We start from the raw sequence: 22,634 nt of genomic DNA, 5'->3' as shown, positions 1-22,634 counted from the left end.
CTTTGTTACAGTTGTGTTACATAGCGCGGAATATATGACATGACACAAACAAATAAGACCTTCTAGCATCAAGTAAAAAGGTCTTATTTGTTTGAATTTCATACAGCGATGGCTGGAGGCTGCCGCATAAGAATGCTAATTTTCTTCTATACAGAAGAAAATCAGCATTCACACTTGAACAGTCAGCTCCACTTTTCTTGTCCAGCTCTAGCGGCTAGAATCTCCGGTCGTTTCGCCCCCTCGGACGAGGCAAAAAGCGCCTCTCTGTCGGGGGCTCCAACGTCCTGCGATTCTGAACGAGCCGCTTCCGCTTTTCTTTCTTACTTCTTCTCAGCTAGCCATTCTGCCACTTTTTTCGCGTCTTCGCCTTGGATTACACCAGCTGGCATAATGCCGCGGCCTTTAGCGATAATGCCTTCAATATCTTCTTCTGAATATTTTCCGCCCACTTTTTCTAACGATGGTCCAGATAATCCTTTTAGATCATTACCATGGCATCCTGCACAGCTTTTTTGGAATATTTTTTCAGCGCTATCTGTGCTTGCCTGTTGACTAGGACTAGAAGGTTTACTTTCTTCCGTTTTCCCGCATGCTCCTAATGCAAGAGCTAATGATGTACCTGCTACAATCATCAACAATTTCTTTTTCATCTATATCGCTCCCTGCTGTTAATTAATCCCTCAATAGCATTATAATGATTTTCCTGCAATTTCAAAACTTACCTGCATAACCAATATTACCCTAAATGAGAAAGGACACTTACAGGCGTAATGCTTTTCAGTAATTGTATCAATTTTGTGAACGAATGATATGATGCAAAACAACGAATTTTCCTAGCATATAGAATACGAAAATCATCCCATTCTTCTGATCAATTACTTCCAACATTTTGTTATTTTCTACTTTTTACAAAACAATATACAAGCTTGTATGCTACAACTACATCCACCAAAAAGAGAAGTTGCCTCGCAACTTCTCTCCTCTTTCTCTCCCTCTAGACAGAAGGTATACTCCTCATTGCCTCACGCATGTGCCAACGACCTGTTGGCGTTTTTTTATATCTATAGAAGTTTCAGCTTATGAAATACGAGAACGTAAATATGCATCAATAAATGCATCAATCTCTCCGTCCATAACCGCTTGAACATTCCCGACCTCTGTATTTGTACGGTGATCTTTCACAAGGGAATATGGATGGAATACGTATGAACGAATTTGGCTTCCCCATCCGATTTCTTTTTGCTCACCGCGAATTTCATCAAGTTCTGCTTGTTGTTCTTCTAATTTTTGTTGGTACAGTTTCGCTTTCAACATTTTCATTGCATGTTCACGGTTTTTAATTTGTGAACGCTCAGATTGACATGTTACCACGACATTTGTTGGGATATGTGTAATACGTACAGCGGAGTCAGTCGTATTAATATGCTGTCCACCTGCACCACTTGCACGGTACGTATCTATTTTTAAATCCTCTGTACGTATTTCAATTTCAATATCATCGTTAAACTCTGGTACAACTTCACAAGATACGAAAGATGTATGACGACGGCCAGATGAATCGAATGGCGAAATACGTACAAGACGATGTACGCCTTTTTCTGCTTTTAAATAACCGTAGGCATTATGCCCTTTAATTAATAACGTAACGCTTTTAATCCCCGCTTCATCACCAGGAAGATAATCTAACGTTTCTACTTTAAAACCGCGTTTTTCCGCCCAGCGCGTATACATACGAAGCAGCATAGAACCCCAATCTTGTGATTCTGTTCCACCTGCACCTGGATGCAACTCTAAAATAGCATTATTCTTGTCGTGTTCTTCACTTAGTAATAATTGAAGTTCGTATTCGTTCATATCTGCAGATAAAGTTTTTACTTCCGCTTCAAGCTCCGCATGCAATTCTTCATCGTATTCTTCTTTCACAAGTTCATGCGTTACTTCTAGATTTTCAAACGTTTCGTTAAGCGTATTAAACTTACCAACCATGTCTTTTAAAACATTTGCTTCATTGATGACTGTTTGTGCACTTTTTTGATCATCCCAAAAGCCTGCACCCATCATAATTTCTTCTAATTCTGCGATTCGCTTTTCTTTTCCAGCGAGGTCAAAGAGACCCCCTAAAAGCCGCTAATCTCTTAGCCATTTTCTCTAGTTCTTGTCTAATTTCTACTAATTCCATTTTGGTCACCTCTATGTAATTACTATTACTTTCCTCATTTATCAAGCTGCTTACGTGCAGTAAGACCCTACTTCACTTTATACGAACAACAAGGCAAACTCTCCCTGCTTTTGCGAGAGAGAGTTCATCTCTTGTTATTATATGAATGATCATGGAAATTTTCCATCCATGAGGTAAAACATCCTAAACGAGCCGCTTCCGCTTTTCTTTATTTCCCAATTCCACAGCAGTTTTTGTATTTTTTTCCGCTGCCACATGTGCATAAATCGTTACGGCCTGTTTGCTCACCTTTTACGACTGGTTTCTTTTTTGAAACTCCAGCTCCATCTCCGTCTTTTGGATGAACCGCTTCTCCTTGCGCTACTTCTTGACGCTCTAAGTTTTGTTCGATTTCCGCTCTCATAATATAACGAGAAATATCTTCTTCAATAGAAGCAATCATTGCTTCAAACATCGCAAAGCCTTCCATTTGATATTCACGAAGCGGATCAATTTGACCATATGCACGTAAATGAATACCTTCACGTAAGTGATCCATCGCATCGATATGATCCATCCATTTCGAGTCTACAACGCGGAATACAACTACTTTTTCAAATTCACGTATTTGTGCTTCTGGCATTTGTGCTTCCTTCTCGTCGTAACGCTCTTTCACTTTCGCAAAAATGCTATCGATCATTTCTTCTGGCGCTAAGCGGCGTAATTCTTCTTCTTTCACATCACCGTCTTGTAGAAGAGTTGTATTTAAGTATTCAACAAGACCAGCAATGTTCCATTCTTCTTCTAATTCCTCTTGCGTATGAAGAGCTACAACACGTTCTACTGTAGAATGCATCATTCCTTCAATAATGCCGCGCAGATTATCTGATTCCATTACATCTTGACGCTGCTTGTAAATAACTTCACGCTGCTGACGAAGTACATCGTCGTATTGAAGAAGCTGCTTACGAGCATCGTAGTTATTACCTTCTACTCGTTTTTGTGCAGATTCAACAGCGCGAGATACCATTTTACTTTCGATTGGCTGAGAATCATCCATACCGAGACGATCCATCATCGCTTTCATATTATCAGAACCGAAACGGCGCATCAGTTCATCTTCCATTGATAAGTAGAACTGCGTCACACCAGGATCTCCTTGACGTCCTGAACGACCGCGCAGCTGATTATCAATGCGTCGGCTTTCATGACGCTCTGTACCGATAACAGATAAACCACCGTTTTCACGTACGCCTTCTGCAAGTTTAATATCTGTACCACGTCCAGCCATGTTCGTTGCAATTGTCACCGTACCTGGATGACCTGCTTCAGCGATAATTTCTGCTTCGCGTGCATGGTTTTTCGCATTTAAGACATTATGGCGCACACCTTTTCTCGTTAACATCTTCGAAATTAACTCAGACGTTTCAATTGCTACTGTACCAACAAGAACTGGTTGCCCTTTTTTATGACGAGCAACAATATCATTTACAACCGCATTAAATTTTCCTTCCATCGTTTTGAAAATTAAATCTGCACGGTCATCACGAACAATTGGTTTATTCGTCGGAATAACAATAACCTGCATATTATAGATGTTACGGAATTCTTCTTCTTCTGTTTTCGCTGTTCCTGTCATCCCAGAAAGCTTCGCATACATACGGAAGTAGTTTTGGAATGTAATCGTCGCAAGCGTCATACTTTCATTTTGAATTTCAACGCCCTCTTTTGCCTCAATCGCTTGGTGCAATCCTTCGCTGTAACGGCGCCCTTTCATAAGACGACCTGTAAATTGGTCAACAATTACGATTTCGCCTTCTTGCACAACATAATCTGTATCACGCTGCATCACAACATGAGCACGCAACGCTTGGTTAATATGGTGAAGAAGCGCTACGTGTTTTAAATCAAATAAATTTTCAATGTGGAATGATTTTTCTGCTTTGTTGATTCCTTCTTCCGTCAACATAACATTTTTCGTTTTCACATCGAATGTATATTCTTTTTCATTCGTTAATGTACGAACAAATGCATTCGCAAATAAATATAATTCCGTAGACTTTTGCGCTTGTCCAGAAATAATAAGCGGTGTACGTGCTTCATCAATTAAAATCGAGTCTACTTCATCGATGATGGCAAAATGTAATGGACGCTGTACGCGTTGTTCTTTATAAAGCACCATGTTATCACGTAAATAGTCGAATCCAAGCTCATTATTCGTACTGTACGTAATATCAGCAGCATACGCAGCTTGCTTCTCTTCTCGTGACATATGATTTAAATTGATACCAACTGTTAAACCAAGAAACTCATGTAATTGTCCCATCTCACTTGCGTCACGCTGCGCTAAGTATTCATTCACTGTAACAACGTGAACACCTTTTCCTGTAAGGGCATTTAAATATACTGGTAATGTAGAAGTTAACGTTTTACCTTCCCCTGTCTTCATCTCAGAGATATTCCCTTCATGCAGGGCAATACCACCCACTAACTGAACAGGATATGGACGCATGCCAAGTACACGTGTTGCCGCTTCACGTACGACTGCAAAAGCTTCTGGCAATAAATCATCCACTGTTTCACCTTTTGTTAATCGTTCTTTAAACTCTACTGTTTTTCCTTTTAATTGTTCATCTGTCAGTGGTGACATTTGAGGTGCTAATGCTTCGATTTGATCCACGGTTTTCTGCATACGTTTTATCTGACGTTCATTTACATCAAACACCTTTTTTAAAATACCGATCATGGGAATACGCTCCTCTTTTATTAAAATAAAACTTCCATCAGTGCGATTTGTTATTGCTCTTTTCACTGATTGGTCGCTATAACACTCAATCTCATTTCTTTGCTAAAAAATAGGATTCTTTTCCTTAAAAAAGGATAAACCTACTGACAATTGTAACACTTGTTTTATATCTATGACAACAATCGGCCAAACGCGTACTCATGAAAACGCCCCCACTCATCTTCTTTGCTTTTCGCTGAACCTTGAGGTGGGGGGTCTTACTGTCCACGAATAGCGGGATCACATCAATTTATTGGCGAGTTTACAAAAAACGGCTATCAGGAAGTTCCTGATAACCTAAAAAAACGCAGCCATTACAGCTGCGTTTTCCTTATATTATTATTTAGTTTCAATTAAACCGTATTTTCCATCCTTACGTCCATATACAACATTTGTTTCATTTGTTTCTGAATTTGTAAAGACGAAGAAGTTATGGCCTAACATGTCCATTTGTAAAATTGCTTCTTCTACATCCATTGGTTTTAAGTCAAATCGTTTTGTACGAACAAGTTCTAATTCATCTTCAGCAACCTCTTCTTGCGCAGTTGGTTGCTCTGGAAGAATCAACATTGTTTTTGTAATGCCATTTTCACGTAACTTACGATTTACCTTTGTTTTATGTTTACGGATTTGTCGTTCAAGTTTATCTACGACTAAATCAATAGCAGCATACATATCGCTATTTGTTTCTTCAGCGCGAAGTAATAAATCCGGAAACGGAATTGTTACTTCCACTCGTTGCTTGTCAGAGTACACTTTTAAGTTTACCTTAATTTCTGGAAAAGTCTCGAAATAGCGCTCTAACTTACCTAGCTTTTTCTCTACATATTCCTTTAATGCTGGAGTTACTTCAATATTTTCACCGCGAATGTTAAATTTCATAAGATGAACTCCTCCTTTCAAGCCTATGTATAGGTTTTCGACAAAGGTATCAAAAACCCTTCTTTCATTTTTAAATTTTTTGACAAAATTGATATTTTTTTATCGAATTTTGTAGAAAAAGAAATGTAATTCCTTTTCTATTATTATTTTATCCTATTTATATCGTAGTTAGCATATATAAGTGTGAAAAATCCGTTACAAAAATACTACAACTTTTTGACAGCTTTTTGTTTATCCCGCTATTCGCGGGCAGTAAGACTCCTACCTCAAGATTGTGAGGAATCCGAAGAAGATAGGTAGTGGATAACTGATGGAAGTTTCACTTTATGATAAAGCCTCCGTTACCTATGTAACGGAGGCTCCCCTATGTGAAACGCTGGTCTTTGAAGCTGTACCATGTTTCAATTATAACTTCACAACATTTGCTGCCTGCAGACCACGCGCACCTTCTACAATATCAAATTCAACTTTTTGTCCTTCTTCTAACGTTTTATATCCGTCATGCTGAATGGCAGAAAAATGAACAAAAACATCGTCACCGCCATCGCGCTCAATAAACCCAAAACCCTTTTCCGCATTAAACCATTTTACTTTTCCTTGCATGTTCTTTCCATTCCCTTCAATCGTAAAATAAGGGTATCTGCCCCATACTTTGAATATAACGAATGGAAAAGTGCAAAGTCAAAGAAGACTTGTCGCCTTTTTATTGTACCTTTCGACATGTCTTATTTCTCAATATACACAGAACGCACAACCGTCCGATTATATGCTTTTCCCTCTTTATTCTTTCCTTTAATATCAATCGTTACGTTATACACACCTGATTTTGCGACATCTGGCAAATTTCCGGTGAATGTGACTGTATCTGTCTTTTGCAGCTTATTGGAGTGCGATACTAAATTCCCATCCCGATCTACAACGCGTATATCAAAAGAAAGATCCCCCTGCTGTAGGGAACGTTTTGTAGATTGCTTTAACTTAAATTCCGCTTTATTTTTCTTGACTTTACCCGGCATTTCTAATGTAAACGGTGCAACCTGTTTATAATTAGCTAGCATAAGATATGCATCTTTTTGTGCTTGTGACATCATTTTTAAGCGCCACTCACCTACTTCCATTTGATCAACCTGGAATGTTCGGATTGTCGCTCCGCTAAAATACGCATATTCTTCTCCCGTCGCTGCTTTGCTGTTTTGATTGGTGTACACCTTGCCAGATGGAGCGATAAGCTGCATCTGTACGTCTGGAGATGCAGTCAACACAGAAACATTTCCATCCGTTACAGTATCCACCGCAAAGGTTTGTTCCACCCAACTGTTTGGTGTGAGCGGTCCTCCTAACACCGTTTGATTAGCATTCACAGCTAGATTTTTTTGTGATTCTTCAAATATATTTTCGTTTGCAATAGAGGCAACCGAAGAAGTATTGTGCAAATAAGGCTCAATCCGTGAAAATACAGCTGATCCTTTTCGAATGCTGTCATGATCCAGGCTAGCATCTGTAAACAGATGTGTTCCATAAGGAAGTTTCGTGCTCCATTCATTGACTAACCCATCATTAGAACCATACCAGGAAAGGTAAAATCCTCCCATAGACAGCGCAGAGAAGGCAGGTCCCCAGCTTGTACCCGCAGCTGTATAATAACGGTTCAACTTAGCGTTTGGATTGTTATCCGTTATATTACGAAACTGCGCCATTTCCCCTGTCTGCAAAGAGTACGTGCCGTCATCCCGTTGTCCTAACAAGGAAGCGAGCCAGCCTGCCCACCAACTGTACGCCAAATCTGCTAAGTTAGAGCCATAGTGAGGAGAAGCGAGCGTCACTACGTTTCCAACAAAGCGACTTGCACCGTAGTGAACGAGCGCTGCTTGCGTGTCAGGTCCGCCTTTGCTGTGTGCGACAATATTGATCTTTTTACCAAAATGATTATAGATTTGCTCCAGCATAGAAGCGAGCAAACGCCCATTATCCCACTCACTTGCTGAGCCCCTTCCGGCCGCATCATACAGCTGAACGAAAACAGTTTGATACCCTGCATTATAAGCATAATTATACATATCGTTCATACCGTGATAAACGGTTTCACCGTACCAGTCCTTAGCAGTTCCATTCTTACCTTGAACGAAAACGATAGGTGGTTTATTCGCATCATGCTCAGGAGTTGCCCCTAAAAACCAACTCCCAGGAGTAAACGATTCTGATGGCGGAAAAATCCCACCAGACATTTGCGTAGAACTAGCGGAAACGGATGAAATATGAAAAGAACAAAAAGCAAAAATAAAAATAGTCAATACTGCGAAAAAACGTTTGCACTTATGCAACACAGCAGTCCCCCTTATTTAATTTGCAATTCCCATCTTCATGCAAATACGTTGTTCTTCAATTCATCCTATAATTTATAGTTGATGGAATGATAAGCGTGTAATAGAAAAGGTCTCCTTAACTTTAGTTTGAATTTTCTGACTCATTTACTTTTTATTTTTCTACCTCCATTGCACTTAATGGTGATGAACGTATTCTTTCTTAATTTCTTAAAAACCTTCTAAAAAATTTACAATCCACGTTGAGAAAATGTACTTAAGATTTATCCCGTAAAAGCCCGATTGGTGAGAGCTTTCCATCAGTGGGGGAGGAAGAACCCCCCACTGATGGAAGTTTCACTTTATTGTAGTTAGAGTGGCCGGAAGGATTCCGTGTGTATCCAAAAGTGAAAAAAATTCCAGAATATTTGAGCTGCACTATATTAGCAAAGAGGACACCAAATAAGAATTCAGCGGCAAAGCGTCAATGATGAAACATTCCGTGCACCTCTTTGATAGAAGCATTGCGCCGCTTGACGCACCGTAATCCCAGTTGTGTATACGTCATCAATTAAAAGAATATCTTTTCCGTGAAAGGATTCTCCCTCTGCAAAATAAAAGGGCCGCGGACGCTGCAAACGCTCTGTTCTTGTTTTCTTACTTTGCTTCTCTGCATCGCTTCGCATGAGTGATGTTTTCACAATTGGAATAGATAAGCATGAGGCTAACAATTCTGCTTGATTAAATCCTCGTTCATATTTACGAGACAGACTAAGGGGAATAGGAACAATGCAATCACAATGGGGAAAATACTGCCGAAAAACATTCGCAAAAGAAGAAGCAAATACTTGAACAAGAGCGGCGTCGCCGCGAAACTTAAAACGGGCTAACACTTCTTTCATCCAATCATTATATACATAGACAGATCGATTTTTTACATATACATACTGAAAATACGGATCTTGCTTCCAGCGTAAACAGTCCTGACAATATTCTCCTTGCCTATATTCATCTGATAGATACTGAAAGGATCTTCCGCAATCTGCACAAATGTCTCCTATAATATAAGAAAATTTTTGTTCACAGTATGCGCATACGTATCCCTTTTCTTGTGCAACAAAAAAAGAAAACCAGCTCGGCAAAACAGAGATAACATCATCACAAAGAAGGCAATGCATTAGTCTACCAACCCTTCTTGCTTTGCTCGTTTGTTCATTGATTGAATTTGTTTTTTTGCCGTAACCATCGCCTCTGTCTTTCCATAATGAAAATAGATGGCATCGCCATAAGGAGCATGGCTACTACGCCCCGCTCGTCCTGCAATTTGAACGAGCGCACTTTCTGAAAAAACATGCTCTTCTGCCCCTAACACCGCCACTTGCAAATTCGAAACGGTAACGCCTCTTTCTAAAATCGTCGTCGTCACTAATAACGGAATCTCTCCCTTTCGGAATGAAGCCACCTTTTCTTTTCGCTTCAGATCTTCCGCATGCACGCCTTCTATACGATTATCAATACATTTTAAAATAGAAACAATTTCTTCTACATAACAAACATGAGGAACAAATAAAAAAATAGGATATTGCTTTTCGAGATATACATGAAGCCACCGCAAAATAATTGAAGGTAAGGTTTTCTTTTGGATGAATTTCCGCCAATTCCCGCACCAGCGAAAAATAGGGATAGGTAGGGGATAACGATGGTAGCGTGCAGGAATAATCACTCCTTTTTGTTTTCCATTACGAAGCTTTCGCTGCCAGTCTTTAGATGGAGTGGCTGTCAAATAAATAAACGCTGCATTTTCTTTACTAGCAGAGTTAACTGCGTATTGCAGCGTTTTATCCATTGAATAAGGGAAGGCATCAATCTCATCCACGATCATGACATCAAATGCTCTATAATAGCGCAGGAGTTGATGAGTTGTCGAAACAACAAGCTGCGCATTTGTGTATAAGTCGTCACTTCCACCATATAATGCACAAATTGAAACAGATGGGAATACTTCCCGCAAACGGGGATAAAGTTCGAGGACAACATCCGTCCGCGGCGTCGCAATACAAACGCGTTCTCCTTTACTTAAGGCTTCTTGTATACCATGAAATAACATCTCTGTTTTCCCTGCACCGCATACGGCCCAGACGAAAAAGGATTCTTTTCTTTGCACTGCCCTTACAATTCCGTCTGCAGCCTTTTGTTGTCCTTCTGATAACTGACCGTTCCACTCAAGACAATTCACTATGATTTTATTTTGTATAGGACCAATCCAACGAACGAGCTGCGTACATTCACTCACTCTTCTCATCAAGATACACTTCCGGCAATACGCACACATTTTATTGCAGCGATAGCATAAAAACGAAAAAAATAATCGCCGTTTTTCATTTCCGCAGCGCTGACACATATAACGAGAGCTTTTCTTTATAACGCCTTTCTCATAACAAATATAGCCATCTCGTTCCAGCTTATAAAGTTCTTCCTCTGATACGGATACTTCCTCTAGTAATAACTGTCGGCCTTCTAGCATCCTCTCTCCCCCTTTCTATTTTTACTATAAAAAGATTGAAAGAGTTTGTAAAAAATCAAAAAAGCCGATAACCTACTCTTAAAATAGTAAGCTATCGACTTTATACACGTATTTTATATAATTAAAATTCTAGAATCTACCGTAACCTAAGAAATGTTTTTGGTTGTAACTACTGTTAATGTTAGAATATGCAATTCCGTCATCACCAGCGTGAATCATTTGTCCGTTGCCAACATAAATACCGATATGAGATGGACCTGCTTTATACGTACCTTGGAAGAATACTAAATCACCAGGTTGTGGGCTGCTAATATGCTGAACAGAATTCCAGTATCCAGCTACATCTTGACGACCTACGCCGTAAATGTAAGAAATGAAACCACTGCAGTCAAATCCACCGTTAGATGGAGATGCACTACCCCAAACATATGGCATACCAAGGTATTTTTGTGCCTTTGCAATTACACTTGAATCCCCGCCGCCGCTTACTTCTTGTGGCGGTGCTGCAGGAGCTGGTTTCGAATTAGAAGCATTTTTAGCTTGTCCGCCGCCATTATTTGCTGGTTGTTGCGTTTGTTGCGTTTGTTGTGCTGGTTGTGCTTGTTGTGCTTGTTTTTCTTGTTGTTCAGCTAAGCTTTGTAAGTATAGAGCTTGTTTTTCTAAATCTTTCAATTGCGACTCTGTGCTAGACATTCCGTTTACAACTGTTTGCATTTTTGCACTTAAATCATCTATCGCTGCTTGTTTTTTCGCTTTTTCAGCATCAAGTTCTTGTTTCGCAGTTTCAATTTTTGCTTGTGCATCTTTTAATTCTTGTTGTTTTGATTTTATAAGTTCCACATCTTTTTTCACTTTATCTTGATCTTGTTGTTGCATTTTCATAATGTCTTGGTCAGACTCAAGAATTTGTGAAACAGAAGTTAAACGATCAATTAAATCTGCAAGACTTTTAGAATTTACAACTACTTCCGTTACAACATTCGTGTTTGGTTTCTCTTGAAGAGCAACTAAACGCTTCTTCAACAGTTCTTCACGCTGTGCAATTTTCGTTTGTAAATCTGCAATCTCTTTATCTTTTTGTTCAATTAATTTTTGTGTTTCTTCTACTTGCTTCGTTGTTTCAGCAAGTTTAGCTTCGTTCTCTTGAACAGACTTATCCAATCCTTGAATTGTATTCTTTAATTCGTCCATTTGTTTTTGAAGATCATCACGTTCTTGTTGTTGTTTATGTAAAGTGTCATTTTGTTGTTGAATTTGTGTTTTTACGTCGTCATTTTTTTCAGCAAATGCATTTGGTGTTACTACTGAAAACATCATAAATCCTGCTGCTAATGCGCAAGATGCGATTTTAAATTTTTTCATTTTGTTTTACACCGCTTTCTTTTTCTTGGTTTTCCGAATTTGTCTAATAAAATTTATACCATAATTACCAATGTTTTTTAGCAATGTTACGCTTTTGTAAAAGAAATGTAATATTACGTTTGTAATTTCTTGACATTTATGTTCTAATATTGTGCCTTTTTGTAGAGAAATGGAGAATGAGGACGATACTTTTTTCTCTTTTGTCGCACGATTTTATTTACTTTATGGTTATGTGATGTATAACAAAAAACTCTCTTGCTATCACGCAAGAGAGTTTACTAATCTATTAAGCTTTTACTTCCTCTAACCAAACACCATTTTCATTGAACTTATTCTATTTGCCATTGATTTGATAATTTCCTTTTACCATCTGAATTGAAATAATACCATTTTCCACCATCATATAACCAACTCGTCTTCTTCACACCATGTTGGCCATAGTAAGACCATATACTACCTTATTTTTACATATCTTCCAAATTAACAATTAAATTTCCAGCTCCACAAGAAGGGTTATATTACACTTAAAATACACATGTAACCCTTTTGTTATATCAATGTAATATTTTTAATCGAAAGGAAATATTTTTTACTGCATTTTCCTTTATTTGTAAAGCAAAAAAGTGCAGGAATATCTCCCTGCACTTTTTTATCCCACTACTTTTTGGTAGTAAAATCCCAATTAATGAACCCATTTCTCTGCCCATTTTTGTACTTCATCCATTACACTCTCTAATGCTTTTCCTTTATCTGTCAAACCATATTCAATACGAACTGGCACTTCCGGATAAACGGCACGCACAACAATTCCTTCACTTTCTAATTCCTTTAAGCGCTCTGATAGCATACGATCGCTCATATTTGGAATGATATCAGCAATTTCTCGAAATCGTTTCGGTTCTTCTAACAGTGATTTAATAATTAATCCTGTCCACTTTTTACTAAGAAGTGTAAAAGCAGACTCGAACTTCGGACATAAACACGGATTATGTTCCATATGTTTCACCTCTTCTCTATTATAAAATAGTTTCTTATAAAAAGTAAGTAATTAAACTTATTTTGTTTGTTATATTTTTACCAAAAAAGCTCTCTACATGAAAGAGAGCTTTTTTTATTTCGTGTACCATCCTAAGCCAAGAGCACCTTCTCCTAAGTGTGTACCAATTACCGCTCCGAAATAACCGATTCGAATTTCCACATGCGGGTATGCTTCTTGCAATTCTTGCTTCCATTCTTTTGCTTCTTCTTCCCGATTAGCATGAATGATAACTGCTTCCATTGGCATACCTTTACTTGCTTGTTCATCAAAAATTTCAACAATACGTTTTAATGCTTTTTTACGCGTACGAATTTTTTCAAACGGAATAATAACTTTATCGCGGAAATATAGTACCGGTTTCACCTGCAATAAACTTCCAATAAATGCCTGAGCACTATTTAAACGACCGCCGCGCTGCAAATGATGCAAATCATCTACAACGAAATACGCATCCACTGTTTTCTTCATTTCATCAAAACGAGCGATAATCTCTTCCGGAGTTTTCCCTTCACTCGCCATTTTTGCGCCTTCACGTGCATAAAAACCTTGAACTTCACAGCTAATTTCTGAGTCGTATGTATATACCTTTACTCCGTCTACCATTTGACCCGCTGTCGTCGCCGTCTGGTACGTACCACTAATACCGCTAGAAAGATGAACGCTAATCACTGCATCATATTCTTTCCCTAGCTCTTCAAATAACTCAATAAACTTTCCAATAGCTGGTTGAGATGTCTTCGGCAGCTCTTCTTGTTCACGAACTTTCACATAAAAATCTGCAGCCGTAATTTCAACCTCTTCTTGATAAGAATCATTCCCAAAAATGACATTCAACGGGATTATATGTATATTTAATTCTTCACGAACATGTTTTGGTAAATATGCCGTACTATCAGTTACAATAGCTGTTTTCATTTTCGTACCTACCTTATAAACAAATTTATTATTAATTGTACATGAAAATGGAAAAAGGTGCATTAACTGCTGAAAAAACGAGAGGTTAAAATTATAAATACTATTTCAACAATTTACAACAAAAAAATTCAAATTATAATAGAAATGGCTAAATTTCTGCAAAAAAAGATTTGAAACTCCACACTAGCCCTTTTAGAATAAAAAGTATTGATAATTTATCTATCTAACGAGTAATACGTTCTTCACCTTCTGAGAAACGAAAGAAAATGAAGGTAGAACCCCGTTTCACAAGAACCCGATTTCATAAAGCTAACCATCAGCTTGGGATAGAACTGCCCACTAATAAAAGCTGTAATTTATAAAGATAGGGGCGTAAAAATTAGTGCTACTACAATATTTCACCGTAAAAGGGTGCGGCGAACATGAAATAGTGATTCAAAAATCTCGCTTTATTTGTCATGTAAGCCGCGCAACAACAGAAGAAGAAGCGCAAGAATTTATCCAAAAGATTAAAAAACAACATTGGAATGCAACCCATAACTGCTCAGCCTACTTAATTGGCGAACATGACCAAATTCAAAAAGCAAACGACGACGGAGAACCTAGTGGTACAGCTGGTGTCCCGATCCTAGAAGTATTAAAGAAGCGTCACTTAAAAGATACTGTCGTTGTTGTAACGCGTTATTTCGGTGGCATTAAACTCGGAGCAGGCGGTTTAATTCGTGCATACGGGAAATGTACAAGTGAAGGTCTAAATCATGTCGGCATCGTTGAGCGAAAGCTGATGCGCGTCATGAAAACTGAAATTGACTATACATTACTCGGAAAAATTGAAAATGAACTACGCAACTCTATATATACGATTAAAGATATACATTACTTAGATCATGTCACGTTTGACACATATGTAGGGGAAAGCCAAAAACAATCATTCACAGAATGGATGATTGAAATCACAAATGGGAAATGTACAATTAATGAAGATGAGATGCTATATCTAGAACAAGATATAGTACAACACTAATTTATACTTAAAGGAGATTATTTATGGAAGATCGTTATCATCATCTCCAGAATAGAAGGACGAAAAAGAAAAGAAGACGCAAATCGCTTATATTCCTTATTTTTGCTATCCTTATCGGAGGCGTAGCAGTTTATGCGTATAATTCTTACTCTTCTTTAATGGGAATTTACAGCGGCTCGAAGCATGATAAATCTAAACTCCGCACAGAGGATGTAGAAATTACGAAAAAACCATTTAGTCTTTTAATCATGGGAATTGAAGATTATGCCACAGGCGGCCAAAACGGACGAACGGATTCCTTAATGTTTGCAACTATTAATCCAAAAACCAAGCAAGTATCTTTAATGAGTATCCCGCGTGATTCACGCGTAACAATCGCTGGGCGTGACAAAAAAGATAAGATAAATGCAGCTCATGCCTATGGCGGAGAAAAAATGGCCATGGATACAGTGGAAAACCTTTTAAAAGTACCTGTCGATCATTATATTAAATTAGATTTTAAAGGATTTAAAGGCATAGTCGATGCAGTTGGCGGTGTTACAGTCGATGTTCCATTCGATTTCTGGGAACGCTCTGATGTTGACTATTACAAAAAGATTGAGTTTAAAAAAGGACCACAGCATTTAAATGGCGAAGAAGCCTTGGCTTATGTTCGGATGAGAAAGCAAGATCCGAATGGGGACTTTGGCCGTGCTGCACGTCAACGTCAAGTACTTGAAGCGGTGTTACAGGAATTAAACTCACCTTCTACTGTATTTAAAATCAATGACATTGCAAAAGTAGTCGGAAAGTATATAAAAACAGATATACCTGTATCAGATGGTCTTGCACTCTATAAAGAATTCTCTGGCTTTGATGCATCTACCATTCAAACAGTAAAAATGGAAGGAAAAGATGCAAAAATAGATGGAATTTACTATTTCATTCCAGACGAATCAAGTATCCAAGAAATTCACCATACCTTTATGCAAAACTTAGAACTTGAAGATTCAGCTCCTGCGTCGGATACACAAGAGCAGCCTGAAACACAAGAACCGGCTAAACCGTCTCATGGCTCGAATATACAACATCAACCTGAAAAACAGGAACAATCTACACCATCGTCTAAATCGCATGAACAAAAGACAAATTCAGACACTCATGAATCAAATACAGAATGGCAAATGTCTGCACATTAAAAACAGCTATCTCCGTCAATGGAGATAGCTGTTTTTTTATCCCGCTCTAACGGGCAGTAAAATGTTATTCATTGCTGCAAAATCAAACTGCCTATAAGAGCCCGATTGGTGAGAGCTTTCCATCAGTGAAAAAATCGTTCACTGATGGAAGTTTCACTTTATTATTTATTAAAATACTCCACAATCGCTTTTACAATACGCTCTGACGCATGCCCGTCACCATATGGATTCGATGCTTTTGCCATTGCACTGTGTGCTTCTTTATCTGATAATAACTCATTTGCTAAAGTAAAGATTGTTTCTTCATCTGTACCAGCAAGCTTTAATGTACCGGCTTCAATACCTTCTGGACGCTCTGTTGTATCACGAAGAACAAGAACTGGCACACCAAGTGATGGCGCTTCTTCTTGTACACCGCCAGAATCTGTTAACATTAAGTATGAACGTGATGCAAAGTTATGGAAATCAATTACATCAAGCGGCTCAATTAAATGAATGCGATTATGATCTCCTAAAATTTCTCCTGCAATTTCACGAACAACAGGATTCATATGTACTGGATATACAACTTGCACATCTTCATGTGTTTCGACAAGACGCTTAATTGCACGGAACATATTGCGCATCGGTTCACCTAAATTTTCACGGCGATGTGCTGTCATAAGGATAAGACGGTCATCTCCAACCTTCTCTAAAACAGGATGCGTATATGATTCTTTTACTGTTGTTTTTAACGCATCAATTGCTGTATTTCCTGTAATAAAAATATTTGCCTCTTTTTTGTTTTCTTGCTGCAGGTTTGTTGCAGATTTTGCCGTCGGTGCGAAATGAAGATCTGCCATGACGCCTGTTAATTGACGGTTCATTTCTTCTGGGTATGGAGAATATTTATCCCACGTACGAAGACCAGCTTCTACATGACCGATTGGAATTTGATTATAAAATGCAGCAAGGCTTGCAATAAATGTCGTCGTTGTATCACCATGTACAAGAACGATATCTGGCTTTGCTTCTTTCATGACTTTATCTAAGCCTTCTAAACCACGCGTTGTAATATCAATTAACGTTTGACGGTCTTTCATAATATTCAAATCATAATTTGGTGTAATACCGAAAATATCTAACACTTGATCTAGCATTTGACGATGTTGAGCTGTTACTGTCACAATCGACTCGATTTGTTCTGAATGTTTTTGTAGCTCTAACACAAGAGGGGCCATTTTAATAGCTTCGGGACGCGTTCCAAAAATCGTCATTACTTTCATGCGTTCTGTCATATTGAGTTCCTCTTTTCTTTCAGTGTTCCAATTCATTATATATGAGAATTCCAAGTGGTAAAAGGAAATATTTTCTAAAACAAATGTGAAACATCGCGCCTTCGAATCGCTCTTCTGCCAATGGAATAGTAATCAACAGCATACTTCTCTATCTTTTCTAAGTCATAACAATTTCTTCCATCAAATAAAATCGGTTCATTCATAAGCTGTACATACTTCGCAATAGGATACGTTCGAATACTTTCCCACTCCGTTACAATAAAGGCTGCATCTGCTTTCATAATGGCTGCATCTATATCTGTCGTATATTGTACTTGATGTGCCAATATACGCTTCGCATGTAAAATTGCCTTTGGATCGTACACGATAATATTAGCTCCTAAAGCTAGTAACTGTTCAATAATCATAAGAGAAGGTGCTTCCCTTATATCATCTGTATTTGGCTTAAACGAAAGACCGAGAACAGCAACTCGTTTCCCTCGTAAATTCATCACCTTTTCTGCCTTCTCCACGAGTGAAGCTTGTTGCTTATTATTTACTTCGATGACTGCTTTTAATAACCTGAAATCATGCGCCACATTCCCAGCAATTTGCACAAGTGCGTTTGTATCTTTCGGAAAACACGAGCCGCCGTATCCAATACCCGCCTGCAGAAAATGCGGGCCAATTCTTTTATCGATTCCCATACCAGCTGCCACTTCCGTCACATCAGCCTGTACTTTTTCACATATATTTGAAATTTCATTGATAAAGCTAATTTTCGTCGCTAAAAAAGCATTCGATGCATACTTAATCATCTCTGCACTGCGCACATCTGTTGTAAATATTTCAATTGGGAGCGATTTATACAGCTCACCAACTCTCTTTGCAATCTCTGTTGTTTCTGCTCCAATTATAATTCGATCACCATGAAAGAAATCATGTACGCCAGAGCCTTCTCGCAAAAACTCCGGGTTTGATACAAGATGTATACTTATATCTGTTCGCACTGACTCTCGAATCCATTCTTTCATAGCATCATTTGTCCCAACTGGAACCGTACTTTTCGTCACTACAGTCACATCACGCTTTGCATACATGCCAATGTCACGGCACACATTGACAATATGTGTTAAGTTTGCAGATCCATCTGAGTAGGACGGTGTACCAACCGCCACAAAAATAAAATCAGCTGCCTCGTAAGCTTCTTCTCGCTTTGAAGTAAACGATAATCTCCGTTTCAAAACAGCCTCTTCCAATAATTCTTGTAAGCCCGGTTCATATATCGGCAATTCATTTTTCTCTAACAACCGTATTTTTTGTTCATCAATATCAAAACAAATCACAGAGTGCCCAAGTGTCGCTAATCCAACCCCTGTCACTAACCCGACATATCCAGTACCTACTACTGTAATTTTCATAAACAACACCTCCTACTTATGGTTTGTTTCACTTTAATTTTATTATATGAAACATCCTTAGCCTCATTTTTTAAGCTTTTGTAAAGAAAAGCGCTGAAATTCTCGAAAGTGAAACTTTAATCAATGTAAGTATTCTTCATCTCCCACTAATTATTAGTTGAATTAATCAGGCACCTGCCAGCAGCTATCCCCCGCCTATCTTCTTTCATTTCTCACAATCTTGAAGTGGGAGTCCTACTACCAAAATATCTTGTAAAGAAACAAGTCAGCTGCTTTATCGGCAGCTGACTTGTTTTTACTTACTATATCCGTTCGGATGAGCTGTATGCCATTCCCAAGCCGTGTGAATCATTTCTTCAAGTGAATATTTTGCCTTCCAGCCTAATTCGTCATAGATCTTTGCTGAAGAAGCGATCAGTTGTGCTGGATCTCCAGCGCGGCGTTCCGTGTAAACGACATTCGCCTTCTTCTCAGTTACACGCTCACACGTTTCAATCACTTCTTTTACAGAAAAACCTTTGCCATTTCCTAAGTTATACACTTCATTTGTTTTTTGTTCATTTTGTAAGCTTTGCAGTGCTAAGATGTGCGCCTCTGCTAAGTCTGTTACATGGATATAATCACGAATACAAGTACCATCATTTGTTTCATAATCTGTGCCAAATACAGAAATTGTTTCACGTTTTCCTAATAAGTGCTGCAGCACAAGCGGAATTAAATGTGTCTCTGGTGTATGATCTTCTCCAATTGTTCCGGATACGTGAGCACCTGCTGCGTTAAAATAACGCAGTGCAACATATTTCATGCCATAAGCTGCATGAAAATCTTGTAAAATATGTTCAATCATTAATTTAGAACGTCCGTATGGATTGATTGGGTTTGTTGCATTCTTTTCTGTAATGATATCTGTATCTGGAATTCCGTACGTTGCTGCTGTTGAAGAGAAAATAAACGATTTCACATCATGCTCCATCATTTTTTCAAGCAACGTAATCGTTGCCGTTACGTTGTTTTTATAATATTTCAACGGATTCAAAACGGATTCTCCGACAAGGCTATTTGCCGCAAAATGCATAACAGCATCAATAGAATATTTGCCAAATACACGATCTAAATCCGCTGCATTGCTTAAATCTCCTATTTCTAGAAGTGCTCTTTTATCAACGCTCTCACGATGACCAGTCGATAAGTTATCTAATACGACCACTTCAAAATTTTTGTCTAACAATTGTTTTACTGTATGACTTCCAATATATCCTGCACCGCCAACTACTAAAATCATGCGTTCTCCCCCTGAAAAAAATTTATCATCAGATACCTTTGCTCCATATTATAAAGTGAAACTGCCATCAGTTGAGAGGCTTTCATTCTCCACAAATAGAAGTTTTCCTTTATTATACATTTTCCTCAACATTTATGCATGACACACTATGACGAAAAATAATTAAAAACCTCATCTCATTATATATGTATATTTAGACAATAAGATTATATTGTGATTCACACCCGCAATTTACCATATACTCCTGAAGTAGGAATCATACATATTTTCCTGTAAAACATCCATATTAAGATTAATTTGCATCTATAATTCACTAAAAAATGTCACATATTTTGGCCATTATTCATCAAAGTCAAGGGAAAAAAAGATTGAATTCTATTCTTTTTATGATACCATATGTTATGAGCCAAAAACACTTATCGAACTTTTAAGTAAAAGAAAGATTTGCATACGTTAAAATATAAAAGGTGGGGTATTAATGGACTCACGAACTATTTATGCAGTATTGGCATCTTTCATTACCGTACTAATTGCTACCCCTTTCGTGATTAAGTTAGCTTTTAAGATTGGGGCAACAGACAAGCCAAATGCTCGTAAAGTACATCAACAGATTATGCCTCGTCTTGGCGGACTGGCAATTTTTATCGGAGTTGCTGTAGGATGCTTCGTTAGCGGCTTGTATGAACAGCGTATCCTATCGATTAGTTTAGGTGCTGTCATAATCATCATCATTGGTATATTAGATGATGTGTATGAACTATCTGCAAAAGTAAAATTCGGCGGACAACTTGCAGTGGCATTGCTAATCGTGAAAAATTTACAAATATCGGTGCTTTATATTCCAATTTTAGGAGAAACTGAACTTGGATGGTTATCTTATCCGATTACAGTATTTTGGATTGTCGGTATTACAAATGCCATTAATTTAATTGACGGCCTTGACGGATTATCAGCTGGAATTTCGTCCATTGTTCTTGCAACGTTAGCTTACATGGCTGCTACTAGCGTTACTGGCGCTGGGAGTGCTATCATTTTGCCGCTTGCGTTAATTGCACTGGCAAGTACAATTGGATTTCTATTCTATAACTTCCATCCAGCGAAAATCTTTATGGGAGATACAGGGGCACTGTTCTTAGGATATTGTATTGCTGTACTATCACTACTTGGACTGTACAAAAGCGTAACACTGTTTAGCTTTATCGTTCCAGTCATTATTTTAGGAGTACCAATATTTGATACAACATTTGCGATCATTCGCCGTATTGTAAATAAAAAACCAATTTCGGCACCAGATAAATCACATTTACATCACCGCTTACTTGCACTAGGATTCTCTCATCGAACAACGGTGCTTATCATTTATGCCTTCGGGATTTTCTTTAGTGTCAACGCGATTATTTTTTCAAGCGCAACATTATGGTTATCCATTTTTCTTCTATTCGTTCTTATTTTAGTTACTGAAATTGTCGCAGAGATTATTGGTCTTGTACACGATCGCTATAAACCAATTATTTCAGTCTATAAAAAGGTAAAAAAACGTGAAGAATAACAGTAGTATAACCAATTCAATATAAAAATATACAAACCGGATGATTTCTTTAAAGAAATCATCCGGTTTTTTGTTTTCCAAAATATAGTTCGTTTGAGAATACCACTATTGGAGCAAAATAAAGGTACAATTTTCAAATTAGGGTGAGCATCATGATTAAGCGAACGCTTCTACTGATTTGTTTGTTTTATACTATCATCTCATGTTTTCTATCATCCAAGCAGGCTGCAGTTGTATCTTCACATGAGAATCGCTCTATCGCTCATCTTGAAACACAACTGCCTCATCAGAATACAGCTACTCCGCAAAGAAAAGTGGCTTATTTAACATTCGATGATGGACCAAACAAATATACATCACAAATTTTAAATATCTTAAAGCAAAAAAATGAAAAAGCAACCTTCTTCGTTATTGGCGGACGTGTCTCTCGTTATCCTCAAACAACAAAGCGATTGATTCAAGAAGGTCATTACCTAGGATTACATAGTATGTCTCATAATGCAAAATACCTTTATAACGGTGATCCCTCTATTTTAGTTTCTGAAATGGAACAAGCTCGGGCAATCGTTCAAACTATCACCGGACTCGATACGCATCTCGTTCGCGTTCCTTATGGCAGTATGCCCTATTTAAAGAAAAACTATCGTGATGCTCTTGTTGTAGCTCACTATAAAATGTGGGATTGGACAGTCGATACATATGATTGGAAAAGTGATCATAATCCTTCTGCTGTATTGGAACGGATAATGAGTCAAAGTAATAAACCAGTTGAAGTCATTTTAATGCATGACTCAAGTGTCACCGTGCAAGTTTTACCAAACATAATTGACTATCTTCGTTCACAAGGGTATACACTTCTTCCTTACAACCCTTCTTCTCATTTAGAAGTTAATTTTTGGAAGGATACGAGATTGTAACAACTTTAGCCTCTGCTAAATCTGTCCACTCCTTCCCCAATT

General features: G+C 38.1%; 18 protein-coding genes and 1 pseudogene. 4 read left to right on the top strand and 15 right to left on the bottom strand.

Features of this window, described 5'->3' with window-relative positions; genetic code table 11:
* Positions 1 to 320: 320 nt before the first annotated feature.
* From cccB to ACTDJC_RS06410, 12 genes and pseudogenes are all read right to left on the bottom strand, one after another.
* On the bottom strand, positions 321 to 650 hold the full coding sequence (gene cccB / locus ACTDJC_RS06465) for a cytochrome c551 (RefSeq protein WP_429719910.1): 330 nt from the start codon (positions 648 to 650) through the stop codon (positions 321 to 323).
* 427 nt (positions 651 to 1,077) lie between these two features.
* Positions 1,078 to 2,179 (bottom strand): peptide chain release factor 2 gene (prfB, locus tag ACTDJC_RS06460; protein WP_440602931.1). Its coding sequence is split into 2 segments (ribosomal slippage): positions 1,078 to 2,106 and positions 2,108 to 2,179, totalling 1,101 coding nucleotides; the frame shifts between segments, so codons are not numbered across the junction.
* Between the two features lie 208 nt (positions 2,180 to 2,387).
* On the bottom strand, positions 2,388 to 4,904 hold the full coding sequence (gene secA / locus ACTDJC_RS06455) for a preprotein translocase subunit SecA (protein WP_098308345.1): 2,517 nt from the start codon (positions 4,902 to 4,904) through the stop codon (positions 2,388 to 2,390).
* 378 nt (positions 4,905 to 5,282) lie between these two features.
* Positions 5,283 to 5,825 (bottom strand): ribosome hibernation-promoting factor, HPF/YfiA family, encoded by a 543-nt coding sequence (gene hpf / locus ACTDJC_RS06450; protein ID WP_253630877.1) that lies wholly within the window; start codon positions 5,823 to 5,825, stop codon positions 5,283 to 5,285.
* A gap of 405 nt (positions 5,826 to 6,230) precedes the next feature.
* Complete coding sequence (locus ACTDJC_RS06445) at positions 6,231 to 6,428, bottom strand: cold shock domain-containing protein (protein WP_440602930.1); 198 nt, start codon at positions 6,426 to 6,428, stop codon at positions 6,231 to 6,233.
* 122 nt (positions 6,429 to 6,550) lie between these two features.
* Positions 6,551 to 8,035 (bottom strand): annotated as a pseudogene (locus tag ACTDJC_RS06440) (lipase family alpha/beta hydrolase); the annotation flags it as partial.
* Positions 8,036 to 8,595: 560 nt separating this feature from the next.
* Positions 8,596 to 9,303 carry a ComF family protein gene (locus tag ACTDJC_RS06435; protein WP_440602929.1) on the bottom strand — a complete coding sequence of 236 codons (708 nt, stop codon included), beginning with the start codon at positions 9,301 to 9,303 and terminating at the stop codon, positions 8,596 to 8,598.
* Positions 9,303 to 10,649, bottom strand: coding sequence for a DEAD/DEAH box helicase (locus ACTDJC_RS06430; RefSeq protein ID WP_440602928.1), 1,347 nt, complete (start codon positions 10,647 to 10,649; stop codon positions 9,303 to 9,305). The genes ACTDJC_RS06435 and ACTDJC_RS06430 overlap by 1 nt, the downstream gene beginning before the upstream one ends.
* 129 nt (positions 10,650 to 10,778) lie before the next feature.
* Entirely contained in the window at positions 10,779 to 12,011 is a 1,233-nt protein-coding gene (locus tag ACTDJC_RS06425; protein WP_440602927.1) for a C40 family peptidase, read from the bottom strand.
* A gap of 329 nt (positions 12,012 to 12,340) precedes the next feature.
* The gene (locus ACTDJC_RS06420; protein ID WP_440602926.1) at positions 12,341 to 12,436 is read right to left on the bottom strand and encodes a hypothetical protein; all 96 of its coding nucleotides are present in this window, start codon (positions 12,434 to 12,436) and stop codon (positions 12,341 to 12,343) included.
* A gap of 257 nt (positions 12,437 to 12,693) precedes the next feature.
* Positions 12,694 to 13,008: a winged helix-turn-helix transcriptional regulator gene (locus tag ACTDJC_RS06415; RefSeq protein WP_098308329.1), complete on the bottom strand. Its 315-nt coding sequence runs from the start codon at positions 13,006 to 13,008 to the stop codon at positions 12,694 to 12,696.
* Positions 13,009 to 13,122: 114 nt separating this feature from the next.
* Positions 13,123 to 13,965, bottom strand: coding sequence for a DegV family protein (locus ACTDJC_RS06410; RefSeq protein ID WP_440602925.1), 843 nt, complete (start codon positions 13,963 to 13,965; stop codon positions 13,123 to 13,125).
* Between the two features lie 382 nt (positions 13,966 to 14,347).
* Here ACTDJC_RS06410 and ACTDJC_RS06405 point away from each other — a divergent pair, with 382 nt between their 5' ends.
* Together ACTDJC_RS06405 and ACTDJC_RS06400 are read left to right on the top strand one after the other, a co-directional pair.
* A complete protein-coding gene (locus tag ACTDJC_RS06405; RefSeq protein WP_440602924.1) occupies positions 14,348 to 14,989 on the top strand; it encodes a YigZ family protein in 642 nt (213 codons plus the stop codon).
* A gap of 23 nt (positions 14,990 to 15,012) precedes the next feature.
* Positions 15,013 to 16,167 (top strand): LCP family protein, encoded by a 1,155-nt coding sequence (locus ACTDJC_RS06400; RefSeq protein ID WP_440602923.1) that lies wholly within the window; start codon positions 15,013 to 15,015, stop codon positions 16,165 to 16,167.
* Between the two features lie 161 nt (positions 16,168 to 16,328).
* Here ACTDJC_RS06400 and wecB read toward each other — a convergent pair whose 3' ends face one another.
* The 3 genes from wecB to galE form a co-directional block, all read right to left on the bottom strand.
* A complete protein-coding gene (gene wecB, locus ACTDJC_RS06395; protein ID WP_440602922.1) occupies positions 16,329 to 17,444 on the bottom strand; it encodes a non-hydrolyzing UDP-N-acetylglucosamine 2-epimerase in 1,116 nt (371 codons plus the stop codon).
* Between the two features lie 74 nt (positions 17,445 to 17,518).
* Positions 17,519 to 18,844, bottom strand: coding sequence for a UDP-glucose dehydrogenase family protein (locus ACTDJC_RS06390; protein WP_440602921.1), 1,326 nt, complete (start codon positions 18,842 to 18,844; stop codon positions 17,519 to 17,521).
* 295 nt (positions 18,845 to 19,139) lie between these two features.
* Positions 19,140 to 20,126 carry a UDP-glucose 4-epimerase GalE gene (gene galE, locus ACTDJC_RS06385; protein WP_253630887.1) on the bottom strand — a complete coding sequence of 329 codons (987 nt, stop codon included), beginning with the start codon at positions 20,124 to 20,126 and terminating at the stop codon, positions 19,140 to 19,142.
* A 478-nt stretch (positions 20,127 to 20,604) separates the two neighbouring features.
* Between galE and ACTDJC_RS06380 the strand changes: the two genes are divergently transcribed.
* Positions 20,605 to 21,675, top strand: a complete 1,071-nt coding sequence (locus ACTDJC_RS06380; RefSeq protein ID WP_440602920.1) for a glycosyltransferase family 4 protein — start codon at positions 20,605 to 20,607, stop codon at positions 21,673 to 21,675.
* Between the two features lie 152 nt (positions 21,676 to 21,827).
* Positions 21,828 to 22,592, top strand: a complete 765-nt coding sequence (locus ACTDJC_RS06375; protein WP_440602919.1) for a polysaccharide deacetylase family protein — start codon at positions 21,828 to 21,830, stop codon at positions 22,590 to 22,592.
* The last annotated feature ends 42 nt before the right edge of the window (positions 22,593 to 22,634 follow it).

It is taken from the genome of Bacillus sp. GB_SG_008, assembly GCF_052038115.1.
Classification (GTDB): Bacteria; Bacillota; Bacilli; order Bacillales; family Bacillaceae_G; genus Bacillus_A; species Bacillus_A rhizoplanae.
This window is presented reverse-complemented; position numbering and strand designations above follow the sequence as displayed.

Bases quoted from the DNA above. Each gene is read 5' to 3' on its own strand.
- ACTDJC_RS06380 (WP_440602920.1), top strand. From the start codon at position 20,605: ATGGACTCACGAACTATTTATGCAGTATTGGCATCTTTCATTACCGTA.
- ACTDJC_RS06400 (WP_440602923.1), top strand. From the start codon at position 15,013: ATGGAAGATCGTTATCATCATCTCCAGAATAGAAGGACGAAAAAGAAA.
- ACTDJC_RS06410 (WP_440602925.1), bottom strand. From the start codon at position 13,965: ATGAAAACAGCTATTGTAACTGATAGTACGGCATATTTACCAAAACAT.
- ACTDJC_RS06415 (WP_098308329.1), bottom strand. From the start codon at position 13,008: ATGGAACATAATCCGTGTTTATGTCCGAAGTTCGAGTCTGCTTTTACA.
- ACTDJC_RS06430 (WP_440602928.1), bottom strand. From the start codon at position 10,649: ATGCTAGAAGGCCGACAGTTATTACTAGAGGAAGTATCCGTATCAGAG.
- cccB (WP_429719910.1), bottom strand. From the start codon at position 650: ATGAAAAAGAAATTGTTGATGATTGTAGCAGGTACATCATTAGCTCTT.
- wecB (WP_440602922.1), bottom strand. From the start codon at position 17,444: ATGACAGAACGCATGAAAGTAATGACGATTTTTGGAACGCGTCCCGAA.
- secA (WP_098308345.1), bottom strand. From the start codon at position 4,904: ATGATCGGTATTTTAAAAAAGGTGTTTGATGTAAATGAACGTCAGATA.
- ACTDJC_RS06425 (WP_440602927.1), bottom strand. From the start codon at position 12,011: ATGAAAAAATTTAAAATCGCATCTTGCGCATTAGCAGCAGGATTTATG.
- ACTDJC_RS06375 (WP_440602919.1), top strand. From the start codon at position 21,828: ATGATTAAGCGAACGCTTCTACTGATTTGTTTGTTTTATACTATCATC.
- ACTDJC_RS06435 (WP_440602929.1), bottom strand. From the start codon at position 9,303: ATGCATTGCCTTCTTTGTGATGATGTTATCTCTGTTTTGCCGAGCTGG.
- hpf (WP_253630877.1), bottom strand. From the start codon at position 5,825: ATGAAATTTAACATTCGCGGTGAAAATATTGAAGTAACTCCAGCATTA.
- ACTDJC_RS06390 (WP_440602921.1), bottom strand. From the start codon at position 18,844: ATGAAAATTACAGTAGTAGGTACTGGATATGTCGGGTTAGTGACAGGG.
- galE (WP_253630887.1), bottom strand. From the start codon at position 20,126: ATGATTTTAGTAGTTGGCGGTGCAGGATATATTGGAAGTCATACAGTA.
- ACTDJC_RS06445 (WP_440602930.1), bottom strand. From the start codon at position 6,428: ATGCAAGGAAAAGTAAAATGGTTTAATGCGGAAAAGGGTTTTGGGTTT.